Below are 18,442 nucleotides of genomic sequence, written 5' to 3'. Positions count from 1 at the left end.
GCAAGACCGCCGGATTTGCCAAAGCGGAGGCGCGAATTAGAGCTTCAGCTTGCCGGGGAAATGATGTTCGTAGGCCAGTGTCAGGTCGGCTGAATTCATAAGCTCGTAGTAGACGACGCGTTCGACCCATTGGCGCTGGCTGTCGAGCACCCGCTTCATGAACTCATCCGCCTCCAGCGTCGGGATGATCTTGTCCCAAGCCTCGAGTTGTGCGTCGAGAATCTCCTTCGAGGTGCGGTGCACGGTGACACCGTGCTCGGTCTGCAGCTTCTGCAGGTCGGCCGAATAGTTGTCGAGGGCGAGCGCGGTGTTCGCGGTGCTGGCCGCCTCCACGCCATATTCGAGAATGGCCTTCAAATCATCGTCGAGGTCGTCGAACACGTCTTTGTTGAACAGGAATTCGAACGACTCGCTCGCCTGATGGTAGGATGACAAGGTGTAGTGCTTGGCGACGTCCTGCGAACCGAAGCGAAGGTCGGATGACGGATTGTTGAATTCGAAGGCGTCGATAACCCCGCGCTCCATAGCCGGCACGATTTCACCGCCGGGCAGCTGCGCCACGCTGAGGCCAAGGTTCTGCATGAGATCGGCGGCAAGACCGACCGTCCGATACTTGAATCCCTGCAGTTCAGCGGTGGTCGTGACAGGCTTCTTGAACCAGCCGAACGGCTGCGCCGGCATCGGGAAGCCATAGAAGCCGACCACGTTGAGGCCCATGATCTCCTGCGTCAGCTCGCGGTAGAGATCCTTGCCGCCGCCCTGGTGGAACCAGGCGAGCATGGTGGTGGCGCTGCCGCCAAACACAGGGCCAGTTCCGAAAAGCGACGCGGCCTTGTGCTTGCCGTACCAGTAGACGGGGACGGTATGCGCGGCGTCGATGACGCCGTCATTGACGCCATCCAGCACCTGGAACGCGCCCACGACCGCACCCGCGGGCAGGAGCTCGAACTTCAGCCGGCCGCCGGACATCTTTTCGACGCGCTCTATGTATTGCCGCGCGAAATCCATCCAGATGTCCGAAGCAGGCCAGGAGGTCTGCATCTTGATGGTGACCGGCGACTGCGCCAGTACGGCCGGGGCCGAGAGCGTCGTCGCTGCAGCCGCACCGGCGGTGATGGCTGTGGACTTTTCCAGGAACCCGCGACGCGAGATTTTCTTGTCGGACATTTACTCCTCCCATGTTGTAAACGCTTCTGCCACAACCAGAATATGCGAACTCGCCCCTTGCGCAACCAGTTTCGCTGCCGGTGACATCGGGCATCGGGCTTCGGTCTGGCACAAGCGCCAATATGTTTCCGCATTCGACGATTTTTTAGTCGGCGCTTATCCTTGTTCTGGCCTACATAACGAATGTAGGACTGCTGCGCGGCATGCCAAGGCGGTCGGACCCTCTGGCCGACATCCCCACCCTCACGCCGCCAGCACCGCCTCGTCCAGGCCGCGGATGATCTTGGCCAGTTCGACGCATTCGTCATGCCGGACCTTGTTGCGCCGCCAGGCGAGGCAGATCGTGCGCTGCGGCATCGGCTCCTGGAACGGCACGATCTTCAAATCGCGCATGGCGCTGGCCGGCCCTGCCGCCATTTCCGGGATAAGCGTGACGCCGAGCCCGTGCGCCACCATCTGCAGCAGCGTCGTCAGGCTGGTCGCGCCATAGCTCGCCATTGCCACCGGCCGCACGCTGCCGCAGACGGCAAGCGCCTGTTCACGCAGGCAGTGGCCTTCCTCCAGCAGCATCAGCCTTTCCAATGCCGGGCTTTCCGGCGGCACCGGCGGCGAGGCGAATGCGGGATCGCCGGCCGGCACGGCAAGGAAGAACCGGTCGGAGAAAAGCGGCTCGGTGATCAGCCCGGGCTGATCGAGGGGAAGGGCCGCGATGAAGGCGTCGAGCTTTCCCAGCGCGGTGTCCTCGACCAGCGAGGCGGTCACCGCTTCACGCAATTCGAGCTGCAAGGCCGGGAAATGCCGTTTTAGTTCCGGCAGCACATGCGGCAGCAGATAGGGCGCCACCGTCGGGATGATGCCGAGCCGGAAGCGCCCTTCCATGGCGGGGCGGCCGCGCCGGGCCGTGGTCTCGATCTCGCGGATGTCGGCAAGAATGCGCTCGATACGTGGCAGCATGGCCAGTGCCTCGTCGGTCATCCGCACCGATTTGCCGCCGCGCTCGAACAGCCGGCAATTCAGCCGCAACTCCATTTCTGCAATCTGCGACGACAGCGCCGGCTGGCTGACGCCGCCCAGTTTCGCGGCGCGGCCGAAATGCAGCGTCTGTGCCAGTGCCTCGAAATATTGCATCTGCCGGACGGTGAGACCTATCATAAGAAAATCCTATCGCAACAAACAGGAAAGGCAATTTGTTTTTATCGGCAAGGCGGCCTAGTCTGGAACCATTCCAGAATGGCGTGGCTCAGGGCCCGTCCGGAAAATCAACAATCCCGGAAATCAACAAATCCCGGAAATCAACAAGTCGGAGAGAACGATGGACGCAAAGACCGATGACACCAGCGCCGGCAAATGCCCGGTCGCGCATGGGTCGGCCGGCAGGACCAACCGTGACTGGTGGCCAAACCAGCTTGACCTTGCCGTTCTCCACCAGCAGTCGAGCGTCTCGGACCCGATGGGCGAGGACTTCGACTACGCCAAGGAGTTCAAGAGCCTCGATCTCGATGCGGTGATCAAGGACCTGCACCAGGTGATGACCGATTCGCAGGATTGGTGGCCGGCCGATTTCGGCCATTACGGCCCGCTCTTCATCCGCATGGCCTGGCACAGCGCCGGCACCTATCGCATCGGCGATGGCCGTGGCGGCGCCGGCGCCGGCCAGCAGCGTTTCGCGCCGCTCAACAGCTGGCCGGACAACGCCAATCTCGACAAGGCACGCCGGCTGCTGTGGCCGATCAAGCAGAAATACGGCAGGAAGATCTCCTGGGCCGACCTGTTGATCCTCACCGGCAACGTCGCGCTGGAATCGATGGGCTTCAAGACGTTCGGCTTCGCTGGCGGGCGCGCCGATGTCTGGGAGCCCGAGCAGGACGTGGATTGGGGGTCGGAAACCAAGTGGCTCGGCGACGAGCGCTATTCCGGCGACCGCGAACTTCGGGGCCATCTCGGCGCCGTGCAGATGGGGCTGATCTACGTCAACCCGGAAGGGCCGAATGGCAAGCCCGATCCGTTGGCCTCGGCACGCGACATCCGTGAAACCTTCGCACGCATGGCCATGAACGACGAGGAAACCGTGGCGCTCATCGCCGGCGGTCACACCTTCGGCAAGACCCACGGCGCCGGCGATGCATCGCTGGTGGGGGCGGAGCCGGAAGGCGCCGGCATCGAGGCGCAGGGCCTCGGCTGGTCGAGCAAGCATGCCACCGGCATTGCAGGCGACGCCATCACCTCGGGCCTCGAGGTGACCTGGACCACGACGCCGACCAAGTGGAGCAACAACTTCTTCGATAATCTGTTCAACTACGAATGGGAACTGACCAGGAGCCCGGCCGGCGCCCATCAGTGGACGCCGAAGGGCGGCGCCGGTGCAGGCTCCGTGCCGGACGCGCACAATCCGTCGAAGCGCCGCGCGCCGGCGATGCTGACCACGGACCTCGCCCTGCGGGTCGACCCGGCCTATGAGAAGATCTCGCGGCGTTTCCATGAGAATCCGGATCACTTCGCCGATGCCTTCGCTCGCGCCTGGTTCAAGCTGACCCATCGCGACATGGGTCCGGTTGTCCGCTATCTCGGCCCGCTCGTGCCGAAGGAAGAGCTGATCTGGCAGGACCCTGTCCCGGCTATCGATCACGAACTGATCAGCGAGCAGGACATCGCCTCGCTGAAGGCGAAGATCCTGGCCTCTGGCCTGTCTGTTTCCGAACTGGTCTCGACCGCCTGGGCCTCGGCCTCGACTTTCCGCGGCTCCGACAAGCGCGGCGGCGCCAACGGCGCACGCATCCGCTTGGCGCCGCAGAAGGACTGGGACGTCAATCAGCCGACCGAACTGTCGAAGGTGCTTGCGCAGCTCGAAGGCGTCCAGAGCGAGTTCAACGCCGGGCAGACAGGCGACAAGAAGGTCTCGCTTGCCGACCTGATCGTTCTCGGCGGCGTCGCCGCGGTCGAGAAGGCAGCGAAGGACGGCGGCCATGACGTGGAGGTGCCTTTCACGCCAGGCCGCATGGACGCCTCGCAGGAACAGACGGATGTCCAGTCCTTCGCCGCGCTCGAGCCAAAAGTCGATGGCTTCCGCAATTATGTCCGGGGCAAGCAGCCGATGTCGGTCGAAGCGATGCTGGTCGATCGGGCGCAGCTGCTGACCTTGACGGCGCCGGAGATGACGGTGCTCGTCGGCGGGTTGCGGGTGCTCGGCGCCAACACCGGCAAGTCGAAGCACGGGGTGTTCACCGACAGGCCGGGCACGTTGACCAACGATTTCTTCGTCAACCTGCTCAGCATGGACACGGTCTGGGATCCGGCCGCCGGGTCCGATGAAGTCTACGAAGCGCGCGACCGCAAGACCAAGGCGGTCAAGTGGACCGGCACCCGCGCAGATCTGATCTTCGGCTCGCACGCGCAGTTGCGTGCGCTTGCCGAGGTCTACGGGTCGGCGGACGCCGGGCAGAAGTTCGTTAGGGATTTCGTCGCTGGCTGGACCAAGGTGATGAACGCCGACCGCTTCGATCTTGCCCGATCCTGAGGCGGCAAGTGATTCTCTAACAAAAAAGCGCGGGCCTTGACCCGCGCCTTTTTGTATTGAAGCCTTGGAAAATCAGTCCTTCTCGAAGATACGGGTCTTGGCGACCACGCCGGCGATGGCGCCGCCGATTAGCGGTGCGACGATGAACAGCCAGAGCTGGCCGATCGCCGCACTTCCCGAAAACAGCGCCGGGCCGATCGAGCGGGCCGGATTGAGCGACGTGCCGGTCACCGGAATGATGGCGAAGTGCAGTCCTGCCAGCGTCAGGCCGATGACCAGGCCGGCAAAGGCCGTCGCGTGGCTGCCGCTGGTGACGCCGAGGATGACCGTGACAAAGGTGAAGGTTCCGATCAGTTCCCACAGGAGCGCCGAGCTGACACCCCACTTCGTCGCATCCCAGCCGTTGGCGCCGAAGCCGCCGGTATGGCCGCCGACCTGCCCGGAGACGATGATCCACAGCGCCAGCGACGCAATGATGGCGCCGATGACCTGCGCGATCCAGTAGGGGATGACGTCCTTGGCCTCCATTCGGCCGGCGAGGAACACGCCGAGCGTCACCGCCGGGTTGAGATGCGCACCCGAGATCGGGCCGATCGCATAAGCCGCCGCGATCAGGCCGATGCCGAATGCCAGACCGATGCCTTCCTGGCCGAGCGGCAGCGCGCCGCCGAAGCCGCCCGTCACCACCGAAGCCGTGCCGATGAACACCAGTAGAAATGTGCCTAGAACTTCCGCCAGGTAAGTCTTCATTGCCCTCTCCTTGTAATTTCCCGCCGATCCGCTTGCAGTTCTTGGCGAATCACGCAGCGGAAGACTATCGCAACTTCAAAAGTTTGAAAGCATAGCAATGCGAGGGCCGCTGATATCAAGAGAGCTGCGTTTGATCTGGCGTTCTCACGGGGAGAGGGTCAGGGTGAGGGGGCAGCGCAAACCTGAAGCGAGCGCCCTCTGCCCGCAAGACTCTCCCCGCTTGTGTGCGCCGGTCGCGCGCTTTAGAGCAGGACCCGGAATTGATTTGCTGAGTAACGGAATAACAAGATGCGACTGGGCGGACGGCTGGCAGCAGCCATCGAAGTGCTGGAGGATATCGGCCGGCGACACCGGCCGGTCGCCGATGCGCTGAAGGATTGGGGCCTGTCGCACCGCTTCGCCGGCGGCGGCGATCGCGCCGCGATCGGCAACATCGTCTATGACGCGCTGCGGCGAAAGCGCTCGGCCGGCTGGCTGTTGGGCGAAGATACGCCGCGCGCCATCGGTTTTGGCGCGCTGCTGCTCGAATGGAACCAGACGGCGCAGTCGTTGAACGAAGCGCTCGACGGTGACAAGTTTGCGCCGCCGCCGTTGAACGACGATGAACTGAAGGCCATCGCTGACCGCCAGGTAAACGATGCGCCGCCGGCGGTGCGCGCCGATATTCCGGATTGGTGCGAACCGTTTTTCGAGCAGGCCTTCGGCGTCAGCTGGGTCGATGAAGGTGCGGCGCTGGCGACCCGCCCGCCGCTCGACCTTAGGGTCAACACGCTGAAGGCCGATCGCAACAAGGTGCTCGCCGAACTGGCCGAGACCGGCGCCAGGGCTGCACGAATTGCGCCGCACGGCATCCGCATCCCGCCGATCGCGGGCGACGGCAGGCACCCGAACGTGCAGGCCGAACCGGCCTTCCAGAAAGGCTGGTTCGAGGTTCAGGACGAAGGCTCGCAGATTGCCGCCACGCTGGCTGGCGCCGAGGCCGGGATGCAGGTTCTCGACTTTTGTGCCGGAGCCGGCGGCAAGACGCTGGCCCTGTCGGCGGCGATGGACAATCGCGGCCAGGTGTTTGCCCATGATTCCGAAAAAGCGCGGCTGGCGCCGATCTTCGACCGCATCCGCCGCTCGGAAAACCGCAACGTGCAAATCGTCACCAAGCCGACGGAACTTGGTACACTCGCGGCCCACATGGACATCGTCGTGGTCGACGCGCCCTGCACCGGCAGCGGCACCTGGCGGCGCCGGCCCGATGCCAAATGGCGGCTGACGCAGAAGCAGCTCGATGCGCGCAAGGGCGAGCAATCGGCGATCCTCGATGTCGCCAAGACCTTCGTCAAACCGGGCGGGCTGCTGGTCTACATCACCTGCTCGGTGTTCGACGAGGAGAATGGCGAGCAGGTCGCTGCCTTCAGGAATCGTAACAGCGGCTTTGTCCCGGTCGATCATCGCCAGCTCTGGGACAGCCGCTTTCCGGGCCACCAGGCGGCCGCACGTATCGGCGCAGCAGGCGGCATTTCGCTGTCGCCGGCGTTGAGCGGTACCGATGGGTTTTATGTCTGCGCACTGCGCAAGGGTGGCTGAACCTTGCCGGCGGGCCGATTGCTGCAGTGCAGCAATAGCGATTGCCTGCCGCTCATACCTCTGCAATAAGCTTTTCTGACAGGAGCGTGACAAGCTATGGCAGCAGAGATCGTACCCGCCCCCAATTATGAGGATCGTGTCAGGACGTCCTTCGCGCGCCAGAACGCCATGATGACGATCGGCGCCGAGCTGACGTTGGTGACGCCGGGCATCATCGAGATCGAGATGCCCTATTCGGCGGCGCTGACTCAGCAGCATGGCTTCCTCCATGCCGGCGTCATTTCGACGGCGCTGGACTCGGCCTGCGGCTATGCCGCGTTCTCGCTGATGCCGGAAAGCTCCAGTGTGCTGACCATCGAATTCAAGGTCAATCTGCTGGCGCCGGGCCGGGGCGAGCGTTTTCTGTTCCGCGGCTCGGTGACCAAGCCCGGCCGCACCATCATCGTTGCCGACGGCCAGGCCTATGCCTTCGCCGTCGACGGCGAGGCCAAGCTGATCGCCACCATGACTGGAACGATGATGACGGTGGTCGGGCGCGATGGCATTGAAGGCTGATCCGATGCGCAAGGCGGTCAGAATTGCCGGCAGGGACGTCCTTTTCGTGATGGCGGCGCAGGCCGAATACGGGCCGCATCTGCAGCGGCTGTTCACGCCGGTCATGACAGGGGTGGGGCCGGTCGAAGCGGGTGTCAGGCTGGGCGCGGAACTGTCATGGCTCAAATCTGAAAAGGCGCTGCCGGATCTCGTCGTCTCGCTCGGTTCGGCCGGCAGCCGGACACTGGAACAGACGGAAATCTACCAAGCCGTTTCGGTCGCCTACCGCGACATCGACGCCTCGCCATTGGGCTTCGAGAAGGGCGCGACGCCGTTTCTCGACCTGCCGGTGACGGTGCCGCTGCCGTTCAGGATTCCAGGCATAAGGGAGGCGACGCTGTCGACCGGCGCGGCGATCATCTCCGGCAGCGCCTATGATGCGATTGGCGAGGACATGGTCGATATGGAGACCTTCGCCTGCCTGCGTGCCTGCCAATTGTTCGGCGTGCCGCTCGTCGGCCTGCGCGGCATTTCTGACGGGGCTGCCGATCTCAGGCATGTCGGGGACTGGAAGGAGTATCTCCATGTCATCGACGAGAAGCTGGCGGATGCGGTGACGCGGCTGGAACAGGCGATCAGCTCCGATGCGCTGCAGTTTGGACCATCGCATGACGCGGAAACGGAGTGACAGAGACGCCTTCGCAACCCATTGCGCCGACTCGTTTCTTTCTCTAAACGCTCGCCATGAAGATAGCCAATCGTCCCGACACCCTCCTGCCAGACACCGTCCTGCCAGACACCGTCCTGATTGTCGATTTCGGCAGCCAGTTCACGCAGCTCATCGCCAGGCGCATCCGCGAGGCCGGCGTCTTTTCCGAGATCGTGCCGTTCCAGTCGGCCGAAGCGGCGTTCAGGCGCATCAATCCGAAGGCGGTGATCCTCTCCGGCGGCCCGGCCTCGACCGGCGACATCGGCAGCCCGCGCGCGCCGCAGATTGTCTTCGACGCCGGCGTGCCGGTGCTCGGCATCTGCTATGGCCAGATGGCCATGTGCGTGCAGATGGGCGGCGTGGCCGAAAGCTCCGACCATCGCGAATTCGGCCGTGCCTTCGTCGAGATCCAGAAGGACAGCCCGCTGTTCGAGGGCCTGTGGGCGCCCGGTCAGCGCCATCAGGTGTGGATGAGCCATGGCGACCGCGTCATCTCGCTGCCCAAGGGATTCGAGGTGTTCGGCAAATCGGAAGGCTCGCCCTTCGCCATCTTCGGCAATGTCGAGCGCAAGATGTACGGCATCATGTTCCACCCCGAAGTGGTGCACACGCCGGACGGCGCCCGGCTGCTGCAAAACTTCGTCCACAAGATCGCCGGCATCGAAGGCGACTGGACGATGCGCGCCTACCGCGAGCACGCGGTCGAGACGATCCGCAAGCAGGTCGGCAAGGGCAAGGTCATCTGCGCTCTTTCGGGCGGCGTCGATTCCTCGGTCGCAGCACTCCTGATCCACGAGGCGGTCGGCGACCAGCTCACCTGCATCCTTGTCGACCACGGGCTGATGCGCAAGGACGAGGCATCAGGCGTGGTCGAGATGTTTCGCCAGCACTACAATCTGCCGCTCATCCTGGTCGACGCCTCGGACCGCTTTATCGGCGCGCTCGAGGGCGAGTCGGATCCGGAAAAGAAGCGCAAGACCATTGGCCGGCTGTTCATCGAGGTGTTCGAGGAAGAGGCCGAGAAACTCGGCGGCGCCGATTTCCTGGCGCAGGGCACGCTCTATCCCGACGTCATCGAAAGCGTCTCCTTCACCGGCGGCCCGTCGGTGACGATCAAGTCGCACCACAATGTCGGCGGCCTGCCCGAGCGCATGAACATGCAACTGGTCGAGCCGCTGCGCGAACTGTTCAAGGACGAGGTCAGGGTGCTCGGCAAGGAGCTCGGCCTGCCCGACAGCTTCGTCGGCCGGCACCCGTTTCCCGGACCCGGTCTTGCCATCCGCTGCCCGGGCGGCATCACCCGCGAAAAGCTGGAGATCCTGCGCGAGGCCGATGCCATCTATCTCGACGAGATCCGCAAGGCCGGCCTCTATGACGCCATCTGGCAGGCCTTCGCCGTGCTGCTGCCGGTGCAGACCGTCGGCGTCATGGGCGACGGCCGCACCTATGAATTCGTCTGCGCGCTGCGCGCCGTCACCTCGGTCGACGGCATGACGGCGGATTTCTACCACTACGACATGGCGTTCCTCGGCGCCGCCGCCACCCGCATCATCAACGAGGTGCGCGGCATCAACCGCGTCGTCTACGACGTGACGAGCAAGCCGCCGGGAACAATCGAGTGGGAATAAAGGTGAACCATTCGCGAGCTTTCGGTAACCATCGATCAGAGTTGTATAAGCCTCTGAAGCAACTTAGTTTTCCTTACTCCATTTATCGCCATCTATCGCCTCGAAGCGGAATCAATTGGCGGTAAATTTGACGGCATGCGTTTCTGCCTTCTCTTTCATGCCATGCGATACCGTCGTCCCGCCGATTGCAAAGCGCACTCCCTTCTTGCCCATCAAAGCATTGAAATTGAAAGATTATTCCTAAACAGTTGACGGTAAAATCAATGACGGTAAAATTGGCGTCCGAGAAACCCAAGTTGTGATCCGATCCTCGTCATTATGTTAACAGATATTGCCCTTAAGCGACTGAAACCAAAGCACAAAATGTACAAAGTTGCCGACCGTGACGGTATGTACGCGGCGGTGGCTCCGACTGGGCAGATTGCGTTTCGGTACGACTACCGGACGAATGGTCGGAGAGAGACTGTGACGCTGGGCCGATATGGGAACGGAGGCCTCACGCTGGCAGAGGCGCGCGACCGCTGCCTTGCCGCGCGAAAAATGGTGGCAGCCGGAAAGTCGCCGGCGCATGAAAAGCAGCGCGACAAGCGTCGCCTGTCAGCCACGGCGAGTTTCGGGGATGAAGGCAAGCGCTGGTTCAAGGAAGCGAAGATGGCGGATAGCACCCGCTCGATGCGCGAGGCCATTTTCGATCGCGACATTCTGCCGATTTGGGAGAAAAGACAATTAACCGAGATAACACCTGACGACTTGCGGGCGCTCTGCGCAAAGGTGAAGGACCGTGGTGCGCCGGCAACCGCTGTTCATATCCGCGATATCGTGAAGCAGATATATAGCTTTGCCATTCTGCACGGGGAGAAGATCGCCAACCCCGCGGACGAGGTGGGACCGGCCTCAATTGCCACGTTCGAGGCGAAAGACCGTGCTCTGTCGCCTACAGAAATCCGGATAATGCTGAAAGAGTTGGAAAGCGTGCCGACGCTGCCGACCATTCGGCTCGGCCTAAAGTTCATCCTGCTCACGATGGTCCGGAAGAGTGAACTACTCGAGGCGACTTGGGACGAGGTCGATTTCCAGAACGCCGTCTGGAGCATCCCAAAAGAGCGAATGAAACGGAAGAAGCCGCATAACGTCTACCTGTCACGCCAGTCCCTCGACATCATGATCGCGCTCAAGACTTGCGCGGCGAACTCCCGATATGTGCTGCCGTCCCGCTACGATGCCGACGAGCCCATGTCGCGCGCGACCTTCAATCGGGTAACCACGGCGATTGTCGAGCGGGCAAAGAAGCAAGACTTTCCGCTCGCGCATTTCACGGTGCACGACCTTCGGCGCACCGGTTCAACACTCCTGAATGAGATCGGATTTAATCGCGACTGGATTGAGAAATGCCTGGCCCACGACGACAGCCGGTCCTCTCGAGGTGTCTACAACAGAGCTGAATATGAGCTGCAGCGTCGTCATATGCTGCAGGAATGGGCGGACATGATCCATGCGTGGGCGGCAGGCAAAAAGCACACCCCCACACTTCAGCCCCCTGCGGAGGCAGCGATTATCCTTGATCCGACTTGACAGGTCGCGTCTTTCGGAGTCTTACGTCAGGAGCAGGGCTGGTCTCGATTTTTCCGGCAGATGACGCATTCCGCCGCTCCTCGATCCAAGCTTCGACTTCTGCCAAGTCCCAGACAACGCAGCGGGGAGTGAGATTGAAGCGTCGTGGGAACTCGCCACGCTGTTCCATCTCATAAACAGTCGTATCCGATAGCGGAACGATTTCTCGCAGCTGCGACCGGCGAACAGTTCGCACTACTCGACACGACCCGATGTGTGGCAGAACCGGAAGTGGGTCCGGCTGCCCAATTTCGATGCCCTTGAATTTATCGACTTCGGAAGACGGCTGCCGTTTGATCATTTGCGTGACCGGGATGGGTTGCCTTGCTGGCCAACAATCGCGCAACTTTTCGAGGTTTCGTACAGCCCTCAATTGCGACCACGTATCCTTGCCTACTGACGTGAAGACTCAAGGGCATTCCACTGCGGATTATGTCGGGACCGCACCACCAATGGGATCCATCGAGCAGGCTCTCCATAATATCCGACAGGCGATCCTCGCTGCCGGCTTGTCGAGGCCCGAATATCTCAAGCTGCGCGCTTACAATGACCTTGCGCCAATTGACGCGTTAATCGGCCGGCGCGGATAGATCGCAGCGGAGGGGAAGCGCCGCGAGATTACGCTCACAGCCGCGAGAACGCGAAGGCCGCCGGCTTCGCAGTTATGCCGTCGCCGATCTCACCAATAATGAGAGATGCCGACATGGACAGCGAGACTTGGTCGTTGGTTCAACGGCAGCAGGCTCGGCGGTCGCAACGGCTACCTTGGCAAATGCTGGGATGAGAAACGTTGCATCGCCAACATCTTCATCGAAGATGTGCGCGCATACTTCGAATTCCTGCGTGCCAGGCGTGGCTGATCGCGGAGAACTACAGAACAGCCGATGCCGACCGCCAAAAGGAAAGACAATGAAGGCGAGCATAGTTCCCGCTCCGCTTGGTTGTCTGCGGAACCGGACCGAGTGTTGGAAAATGAAAGTTGGGGACAGTGCTCTCCGGCAGTTGATTGCAGACGTATCACAATGCGTATTACGCCAACTCAACCACGCGGGGAAAATCGATGGCAAAGAAACCTAATGAGACTACGAGCAAGAAAATTGCTTCTACGGCATCCAAGTTGCTTCGTTCTAAGAGCTCCTCAAAGGCAGTCAAATCGGTCGCGGGATCCGCTCTTACGCAAAGGGTGAAAAAGAAGAAATAGCGCCGGTTTGACAGACATGAAGCAGTTCTTTGGCCTCATTCAGAAGCGCGCCAACTGTCAGACGCCCGTCGCCTGAAGGCGCTGAAGGACGAGAACGCGCGGCTCAAGAAGCTGCTGGCGGAGCAGATGCTCGACAATGGGATTCTGAAGGATGCCGCCGCAAAAATGTTTGGGCCCGTCCGGGCAAGGTGTCGCGAGATCGCGAATGACCTATGAAAGGGCCGATACGTGGCCAGCGCATTGCGCCGATCAACATCTTCGCCGCCAGCATCGAACATCACCTGGGGAGCGGGGGTTGTGGAAGTTCAACGGCGTCAATCCAAAGGGCATTCGACCCGAGACCGACGCGAAGATCTCTGATTTGATCGGGATGCTTGAAACATTCGCGTCAACCCCGTCAGCGGGAGACGAGCGCACCCTTCTTCAGACATGGTGCAATGCGGCCGTTTTGCATTGCGATCAGGAATGACATCGCTCACGGCGTGCCACCAACTTGGGAGATACGCTGAAATTTATGAACAATCCTCGCTGGCATGGCGAGACGCGCAAGAGACCGTCCAGCGACTATGGGCCGACACTCTGTCGATCTCGTTCGCCGCGCGTTCGCCGTTCTTCTGCGCGTCACTATTGGCGTTTCGACAGAGAAGATGGCGTTGATCGAGCTTGCGAACCCATCTCTGCTACGTGCCCTGCGCCGCGAATTATTCTGAGCGAGATGGCCTGCAAAGACTATAATCCGACCTTCGAGAAATACTAAATCCGCAGCGATGGCTTCCTATTTCCCCGCGAGCGCTACACTGGTCACCTTAAGAACGACTCGGAAGGCGTGCAAGCAGGAAGGCATGGGGCCCGGCGACGGCCTGGTACAATGGCGATGAGATTAATTCCTATGCAGCAAGCTTGAGCGCTGGCGTCCCTATGTGAAAAAAGGAACGCCCGAGTCGGGCAGTACGGCAAAAGTCTGGTTCGATAATGTTTTCCACGACCTTGTTGTCGAACTGGAAAACGGTGATTCGTTGCAAAGCACACTATGACCAGCGTGATCTCGGACGACGAGACGATACTGTTTGCTGTTCTAGCACGGGATCCCCAAGAGCCGATTCAGAAGGTTATTCGCCGCGGGAGCAACACCTTTAAGGAGGAGTTGCGCTCGGTGAGCAAGAAATTATCCGCTGGGCAGCATGGCAAGGTGGAATCCGCCAAGTAGTGTCGGTCAGAATGAGCAGATAGGCCGTCGGCTCTACGAAGAGCCGATGTTGAGGGGTACGGCCGGCCAGCCGAACTTCTCCGGCCTTCGGCTCAATCACTTTGAGGAGTCGCGCGGCAGCGAGGTATCGCTCGATCGCCTTGGCGCTTCCGGCATCGATCGCAAGGTTTCAAGCTATCTGGTCCCTCGCGCTCAAACGGCCGGCGAAACCTTCGGCAAGCCGAAGACGTTTGACGGATGGGCCATCGTGGCGGCCAAGGAACTCGTCCAGGCAAAGAAAGAGCCCAAGCTTCCGGTCCACGCCTCACCGGTCGATGATGAAGAGCCCAAGGACAACGTCTATCACGCTCACGTTGTACGGCCCGACGCGCTGAACTCCTACCTTATGGCGCTCCACTTGAAGCACATCTTCACGAGCTACGGGAAAGTCCACTCGGTCGACGCGCCAGACGAGGATTGGCTGGGATATCTGTCCAAACTACCAATGATTGGCAAAATCTTCGCAAAGCTCGGCAGAGCCTTTGGCAAAGGTAACTCAGACACACGCCGGTAGCGTCCAGCCGTTGGTGAGATTTTGCCTGTGTACATCAGCAAGACACCTCAGTTCGCTGCTTCGCAGTGGGGCATCGCCTTTTGGACGCAAAGAGCTGCCGGTCCGCTGTCGGCCCGCTGTAGACAGACAGCAAGGCGCCGCACGTCGGCCGTCGGGTGGCACCAAACCGTTCCCAACAGCTGCCACACGTTCGTGCGGCAAACATCGCCAGTGAATGGCGCTGCTAAACAGAATCCCCTTGCCTTTGACGTCGAACCTGCTCTTCGCGAGCTTGCCTTTCGGCCTCCCGGTCTGCGGCGTCGTACGTCTCTACGCGCATGCGTTGAAACCCGGTGAAGCCCTGCAGTGCATCCACGATGTCCTTGAGGCGCCGAGCCACGTCGTCGATGCTGTAGATACGCCAGTGAGAGTGGCCTTCGACACTTTCCACGCGCAATGCATCCTCGAAGGAGAATGGTCGGCCGTCGATGCCCGCGAATCGTATCGACATCCTGAACTCGGCGGGAACATTTTCGCGAAAGAGGTCCGGTCCTATGCCGAGATCGAACTTCAACACCTCATGAGGCCGCATGAACGATAAATCGCGCAGGATTTTTGAGTCCTGTAGGTCGAATCTTTCTGGCCATTCTGTTGTCTTCTTGATTGAGGCAGAGACTTCAGTCGCAGCTGCCCCGGAAAGATTGGCCACGTGCAGCTGCACGATGTTCGAGTGCACCTCGTTGACCCGTAGGTAAGCGACGACGCGCGGTCGGTTTGCAGATAGCCGTGACTGCTTGGTCTCGCCGAGCAGCTGGTAAGTAACCCAGGCGTAAAATGCGGTCACCATCAGCAGTGCAACAGTCGCAAGACCGGTGACTGCTCCAGCATTCTGATTCAGTGCTTCAATCAAGATGCCGCTCCGTCATTACTTTTGTGGTCAAAGGAGATGACTAGGTCAGTGTCGACTAAGCAGCTACTATACCGAAGCTAGGTCATGTTGTCTTGGCAGTTGCTGCCGAGCAGCTAAGCGCCTACTTTCTGCAATCTAGGGCGCGTTCAGCGTTAACTGAAAGCTGACGTTGCCGGCGGATGTCCGGAAAGTCGCATTCGCGCGGTTGGCGTCCACTATGTGAGGGCCTCCTGTGGGGTGTGTCAACATTTGTTCTGGCGTTGGCGTTGATGTAGGTCCACGAGTTGCATAGCATCTAAACCACAAGTCATGAACCGGCCGCGAATGAAATCGGATCAGTTTCTGTACCATTACTGTTCCAGCCCGACCGCCTTTGCGATCCTGCAGTCTCGGGCATTTCGCTTGTCGGCGTTGTCAGCGGCCAACGATACGCTGGAAGGACGCGTCCTGGGCAAAGTCTTCTCTGAGATGCTCTCCTCCACCACGCTCGCGAAAGGGGTGGTGGATGTTGCATCGGTGATTGCAGAAGGTTTCCCGGACTCCACAGAAGGATTCGCATTGTGTCTTTCCGAGGATGGCGACCTGCTCAGCCAATGGCGGGCATACGCTCGTGATGGCACGGGGGTATCGATCGGTTTCGCTACCGACGATCTGACTGCGGATTATGGAGCCGTCAATTTCGGGGCCCAGTACTTCGAGCTGACGAAGGTGGAGTATGGCGAAGAAGGTCTCCGCGAAAGCCTGCTCCCTGTTGTGGAAGCCGTTCAGGAATCGTTCTCTGAATACGGCGAGTTCGTCACCCTGAGCGAAGGCATCACGAAGGAACGCGCTTTGGCCGCTTTAGCGGATCGCGATGGCAACGTTCAGGGCCTGTTCAGGGGGCGGGAGAACAGCGCGGAACTTGTGTCGCAATTGATAGCGCTTCTTACGCCCCTGCACTTCCGTATCTACTCAACCAAGCCTCGGTCCTTTCATGAGGAAAGGGAATGGCGTCTCTTGCGCTATCGCCATCGCGTCCCGCTCACCGACGTGGAGTATTTCGCTGACGATTTCTCAGTCCGTCCGTACATTTCTTGCCTGATCGCTGATCCTGCGAAGAATGCCGTTCGAGAGGTCGTACTGGGACCGAAGCACAGGTCGAACATTAACTGGATGCGCGCCTTCTTGGCATCGGCAGACCTCTCTCATGTGCATGTCCGCCGATCCACAATCGCAAGCTATCGCTAGCCGATGGTTGAGCCGAGTGTGGGCGCCGCTCAGGCCCGTGCCATCGGATTGATCGCATGCCGGACGGTCGAGGCCGGTAGGCCCTCACGAGTGCTTGTCACCAGGATGGACGCAAGGATTTAGAAGGCTCTAGCAGGCCCTTGGACAGCCGACGGATAGCTCTTCTTCCTGACGGTGCATCCGGGATGTAAGGAGAACTCATACAACTATCCCCAGCCACCTCCGGTTGACGTCGAATCTCAGGAAAAGCTCTGCTTCTGGCTTGATTAGGAACTCCACCCATTTTCGCCTTGTATCGAAGACGTTTGCTCCATCACCGCCATTCTTGACGATGAATTTTGCAAACTTCCCCGACATATCAAAAATCAGAGACACTTCATCATTCGCGCGAACAACAAACCCTTCTTGGTTTAGCTTCGTGTCATATACGAACGGACCGCCATAGTACCGATTCCGTCTTGGGTCGATCATCATGTTTCTACGAGGATCGATCGACATATTCCGGTTTGGATCGATCATCATGTTCCGATTTGGATCGATCATCATGTTCCGGTTGGGGTCGATCATCATGTTCCGGTTGGGGTCGATCATCATGTTCCGGTTGGGGTCGATCATCATGTTCCGGTTTGGATCGATCATCATGTTCCGGCGGGGATCGATCGACATGTTCCTATTGGGGTCGAGCATCATGTTTCGTCTTGGATCATTGGTGGTGGGAAAGGTGGTCGCTCGGCCTGACTCGGATTCCTCGGACGAAAGGTCGAGCAGGAGAAGGTATTCCCCTTGCTGGTCGCTTTCGAGGCTCGTGAAAACCGTATACTCGCCCACCTCGAAGGTTATAAATCGCTCGCTTAGGGTGCGAACACTGACGCTATCAGATCCAACAAGAACGTCCGATTTTTCCTTCGTCTCGATGAGCTCTATTGCAGCTCCGAGTTCCCGAAGCCCACTAGCGGAAACTTGGGTAAGTTTCGTGGTAAACTCGGGGGTTACGACAAACCTCACTTCATGATCCTCTCGAATTCTTCCATAGCGCTCGTGAGCTCGCCTACGTTCCCGCTACGAATGAGCTCTCTATACCTGTCGGCAGCCTCAGGGAGACACTTACTCCTCATATACGCGCGACAATAATCATCACTCAAAAACATCTCAATTTTGCGCTCATGGATGTAAAGAGCGTGGTGATAGAGGAACGTAATTGCCGCCAAGAACAGAAGACCATAGAAGCTCTTGGATTGGTAAAATTGTGACCAGAGAAAGTCTCCTACAGAGGAGATTTCCGCTACAAATGTTCCTGATAAAACTCCGGCGGCGATAGGAACTACTACTCCGAAGAGCGTCTTCCAGCCGGGAGATTCTAATATCTTTTCGAGCGTCTTGGAGCTCAAACAGTTTCCTCGGTCCACCTACGCAATCCGCAGACGGCATCCAAACCTGTATATTGTCAACGGGCGCTTTGACAGAAGTGCCGAAAACAAACGATCGCTCGAACGAGCGCGGAGCTTTCCCGAACCAAGACTGGCCCGCTAGCGCATTCGAATGTCCACTATCACTTCCGGGAAGCCGTCAACGGACCGTCTGCTGTCGGCCTAGCTGCCGACTAGTCCCCTTTCGCTTCCCTTCCGGCCAATGGTGCCCGAAGGAGAAGCACGATGGGACATTTTCCAGCACGATCCTGCGATGCCGGAGCGCAAAGCTTGGAATGCTAGCCGGAACGGCGCTCGCGCGATCGAGCGCTCTTTTTCGTCATCCAACGCATCTCTTCGCAACGAACCTCAGGTTCAGGTCCCACAACAGGTTCAGGTCCCACAAAAGGTCTTATAGACGCGGCCATCGCGCGGTGGTGGCTCGGCATAGCTCGCGAAGCCTGGCTG

At 60.0% G+C, this 18,442-nt stretch carries 17 protein-coding genes and 1 pseudogene; 11 read left to right on the top strand and 7 right to left on the bottom strand.

Features of this window, described 5'->3' with window-relative positions; genetic code table 11:
• Positions 1–36: 36 nt before the first annotated feature.
• Positions 37–1,167: a TRAP transporter substrate-binding protein gene (locus AC0L2R_RS32485; RefSeq protein ID WP_091597465.1), complete on the bottom strand. Its 1,131-nt coding sequence runs from the start codon at positions 1,165–1,167 to the stop codon at positions 37–39.
• Positions 1,168–1,410: 243 nt separating this feature from the next.
• Positions 1,411–2,319, bottom strand: coding sequence for a hydrogen peroxide-inducible genes activator (locus tag AC0L2R_RS32480; RefSeq protein ID WP_128186375.1), 909 nt, complete (start codon positions 2,317–2,319; stop codon positions 1,411–1,413).
• Positions 2,320–2,479: 160 nt separating this feature from the next.
• On the opposite strand from AC0L2R_RS32480, the gene katG reads away from it, so the two are divergent.
• Positions 2,480–4,681 (top strand): catalase/peroxidase HPI, encoded by a 2,202-nt coding sequence (gene katG / locus AC0L2R_RS32475; RefSeq protein WP_473513800.1) that lies wholly within the window; start codon positions 2,480–2,482, stop codon positions 4,679–4,681.
• A gap of 72 nt (positions 4,682–4,753) precedes the next feature.
• Here katG and AC0L2R_RS32470 read toward each other — a convergent pair whose 3' ends face one another.
• The gene (locus AC0L2R_RS32470) at positions 4,754–5,431 is read right to left on the bottom strand and encodes an MIP/aquaporin family protein (RefSeq protein ID WP_027152432.1); all 678 of its coding nucleotides are present in this window, start codon (positions 5,429–5,431) and stop codon (positions 4,754–4,756) included.
• Positions 5,432–5,719: 288 nt separating this feature from the next.
• Here AC0L2R_RS32470 and AC0L2R_RS32465 point away from each other — a divergent pair, with 288 nt between their 5' ends.
• From AC0L2R_RS32465 to AC0L2R_RS32445, 5 genes are all read left to right on the top strand, one after another.
• A complete protein-coding gene (locus AC0L2R_RS32465; protein WP_473513798.1) occupies positions 5,720–7,009 on the top strand; it encodes an RsmB/NOP family class I SAM-dependent RNA methyltransferase in 1,290 nt (429 codons plus the stop codon).
• 96 nt (positions 7,010–7,105) lie between these two features.
• Positions 7,106–7,564, top strand: a complete 459-nt coding sequence (locus tag AC0L2R_RS32460; RefSeq protein WP_023800372.1) for a PaaI family thioesterase — start codon at positions 7,106–7,108, stop codon at positions 7,562–7,564.
• A 4-nt stretch (positions 7,565–7,568) separates the two neighbouring features.
• Positions 7,569–8,231 carry a 5'-methylthioadenosine/S-adenosylhomocysteine nucleosidase gene (locus AC0L2R_RS32455; protein WP_473513820.1) on the top strand — a complete coding sequence of 221 codons (663 nt, stop codon included), beginning with the start codon at positions 7,569–7,571 and terminating at the stop codon, positions 8,229–8,231.
• 56 nt (positions 8,232–8,287) lie between these two features.
• Positions 8,288–9,880 (top strand): glutamine-hydrolyzing GMP synthase, encoded by a 1,593-nt coding sequence (gene guaA / locus AC0L2R_RS32450; protein WP_473513796.1) that lies wholly within the window; start codon positions 8,288–8,290, stop codon positions 9,878–9,880.
• Between the two features lie 318 nt (positions 9,881–10,198).
• On the top strand, positions 10,199–11,452 hold the full coding sequence (locus AC0L2R_RS32445; RefSeq protein WP_473513794.1) for a tyrosine-type recombinase/integrase: 1,254 nt from the start codon (positions 10,199–10,201) through the stop codon (positions 11,450–11,452).
• Here AC0L2R_RS32445 and AC0L2R_RS32440 read toward each other — a convergent pair.
• Positions 11,433–11,792: a helix-turn-helix transcriptional regulator gene (locus AC0L2R_RS32440; RefSeq protein ID WP_473493420.1), complete on the bottom strand. Its 360-nt coding sequence runs from the start codon at positions 11,790–11,792 to the stop codon at positions 11,433–11,435. The genes AC0L2R_RS32445 and AC0L2R_RS32440 overlap by 20 nt on opposite strands.
• A 951-nt stretch (positions 11,793–12,743) precedes the next feature.
• On the opposite strand from AC0L2R_RS32440, the pseudogene AC0L2R_RS32435 reads away from it, so the two are divergent.
• The 4 genes and pseudogenes from AC0L2R_RS32435 to AC0L2R_RS32420 all read left to right on the top strand — a co-directional run.
• Positions 12,744–12,857 (top strand): annotated as a pseudogene (locus tag AC0L2R_RS32435) (IS3 family transposase); the annotation flags it as partial.
• 40 nt (positions 12,858–12,897) lie between these two features.
• Positions 12,898–13,161 (top strand): hypothetical protein, encoded by a 264-nt coding sequence (locus AC0L2R_RS32430; protein WP_473513792.1) that lies wholly within the window; start codon positions 12,898–12,900, stop codon positions 13,159–13,161.
• A gap of 561 nt (positions 13,162–13,722) precedes the next feature.
• Positions 13,723–13,899 carry a hypothetical protein gene (locus AC0L2R_RS32425; protein WP_473513790.1) on the top strand — a complete coding sequence of 59 codons (177 nt, stop codon included), beginning with the start codon at positions 13,723–13,725 and terminating at the stop codon, positions 13,897–13,899.
• A gap of 49 nt (positions 13,900–13,948) precedes the next feature.
• Entirely contained in the window at positions 13,949–14,452 is a 504-nt protein-coding gene (locus AC0L2R_RS32420; protein WP_473513788.1) for a hypothetical protein, read from the top strand.
• Positions 14,453–14,675: 223 nt separating this feature from the next.
• Here the strand turns inward: AC0L2R_RS32420 and AC0L2R_RS32415 are convergent, their stop codons facing one another.
• Positions 14,676–15,341, bottom strand: coding sequence for a hypothetical protein (locus AC0L2R_RS32415; RefSeq protein WP_473513786.1), 666 nt, complete (start codon positions 15,339–15,341; stop codon positions 14,676–14,678).
• Between the two features lie 324 nt (positions 15,342–15,665).
• On the opposite strand from AC0L2R_RS32415, the gene AC0L2R_RS32410 reads away from it, so the two are divergent.
• On the top strand, positions 15,666–16,568 hold the full coding sequence (locus tag AC0L2R_RS32410; protein ID WP_473513784.1) for a DUF2971 domain-containing protein: 903 nt from the start codon (positions 15,666–15,668) through the stop codon (positions 16,566–16,568).
• Between the two features lie 198 nt (positions 16,569–16,766).
• Here AC0L2R_RS32410 and AC0L2R_RS32405 read toward each other — a convergent pair whose 3' ends face one another.
• Positions 16,767–17,573 carry a hypothetical protein gene (locus AC0L2R_RS32405; RefSeq protein WP_473513782.1) on the bottom strand — a complete coding sequence of 269 codons (807 nt, stop codon included), beginning with the start codon at positions 17,571–17,573 and terminating at the stop codon, positions 16,767–16,769.
• Entirely contained in the window at positions 17,570–17,956 is a 387-nt protein-coding gene (locus AC0L2R_RS32400; protein WP_473513780.1) for a hypothetical protein, read from the bottom strand. The genes AC0L2R_RS32405 and AC0L2R_RS32400 overlap by 4 nt, the downstream gene beginning before the upstream one ends.
• Positions 17,957–18,442: the final 486 nt, after the last annotated feature.

Source organism: Mesorhizobium sp. WSM4820 (genome assembly GCF_055811075.1).
This window is presented reverse-complemented; position numbering and strand designations above follow the sequence as displayed.

Coding starts and splice junctions, on each gene's coding strand:
- AC0L2R_RS32440 (WP_473493420.1), bottom strand. CDS start 11,792: ATGATCAAACGGCAGCCGTCTTCCGAAGTCGATAAATTCAAGGGCATC.
- AC0L2R_RS32445 (WP_473513794.1), top strand. CDS start 10,199: ATGTTAACAGATATTGCCCTTAAGCGACTGAAACCAAAGCACAAAATG.
- AC0L2R_RS32470 (WP_027152432.1), bottom strand. CDS start 5,431: ATGAAGACTTACCTGGCGGAAGTTCTAGGCACATTTCTACTGGTGTTC.
- AC0L2R_RS32485 (WP_091597465.1), bottom strand. CDS start 1,167: ATGTCCGACAAGAAAATCTCGCGTCGCGGGTTCCTGGAAAAGTCCACA.
- AC0L2R_RS32410 (WP_473513784.1), top strand. CDS start 15,666: ATGAAATCGGATCAGTTTCTGTACCATTACTGTTCCAGCCCGACCGCC.
- katG (WP_473513800.1), top strand. CDS start 2,480: ATGGACGCAAAGACCGATGACACCAGCGCCGGCAAATGCCCGGTCGCG.
- guaA (WP_473513796.1), top strand. CDS start 8,288: ATGAAGATAGCCAATCGTCCCGACACCCTCCTGCCAGACACCGTCCTG.
- AC0L2R_RS32455 (WP_473513820.1), top strand. CDS start 7,569: ATGCGCAAGGCGGTCAGAATTGCCGGCAGGGACGTCCTTTTCGTGATG.
- AC0L2R_RS32465 (WP_473513798.1), top strand. CDS start 5,720: ATGCGACTGGGCGGACGGCTGGCAGCAGCCATCGAAGTGCTGGAGGAT.
- AC0L2R_RS32425 (WP_473513790.1), top strand. CDS start 13,723: ATGACCAGCGTGATCTCGGACGACGAGACGATACTGTTTGCTGTTCTA.
- AC0L2R_RS32430 (WP_473513792.1), top strand. CDS start 12,898: ATGACCTATGAAAGGGCCGATACGTGGCCAGCGCATTGCGCCGATCAA.
- AC0L2R_RS32460 (WP_023800372.1), top strand. CDS start 7,106: ATGGCAGCAGAGATCGTACCCGCCCCCAATTATGAGGATCGTGTCAGG.
- AC0L2R_RS32480 (WP_128186375.1), bottom strand. CDS start 2,319: ATGATAGGTCTCACCGTCCGGCAGATGCAATATTTCGAGGCACTGGCA.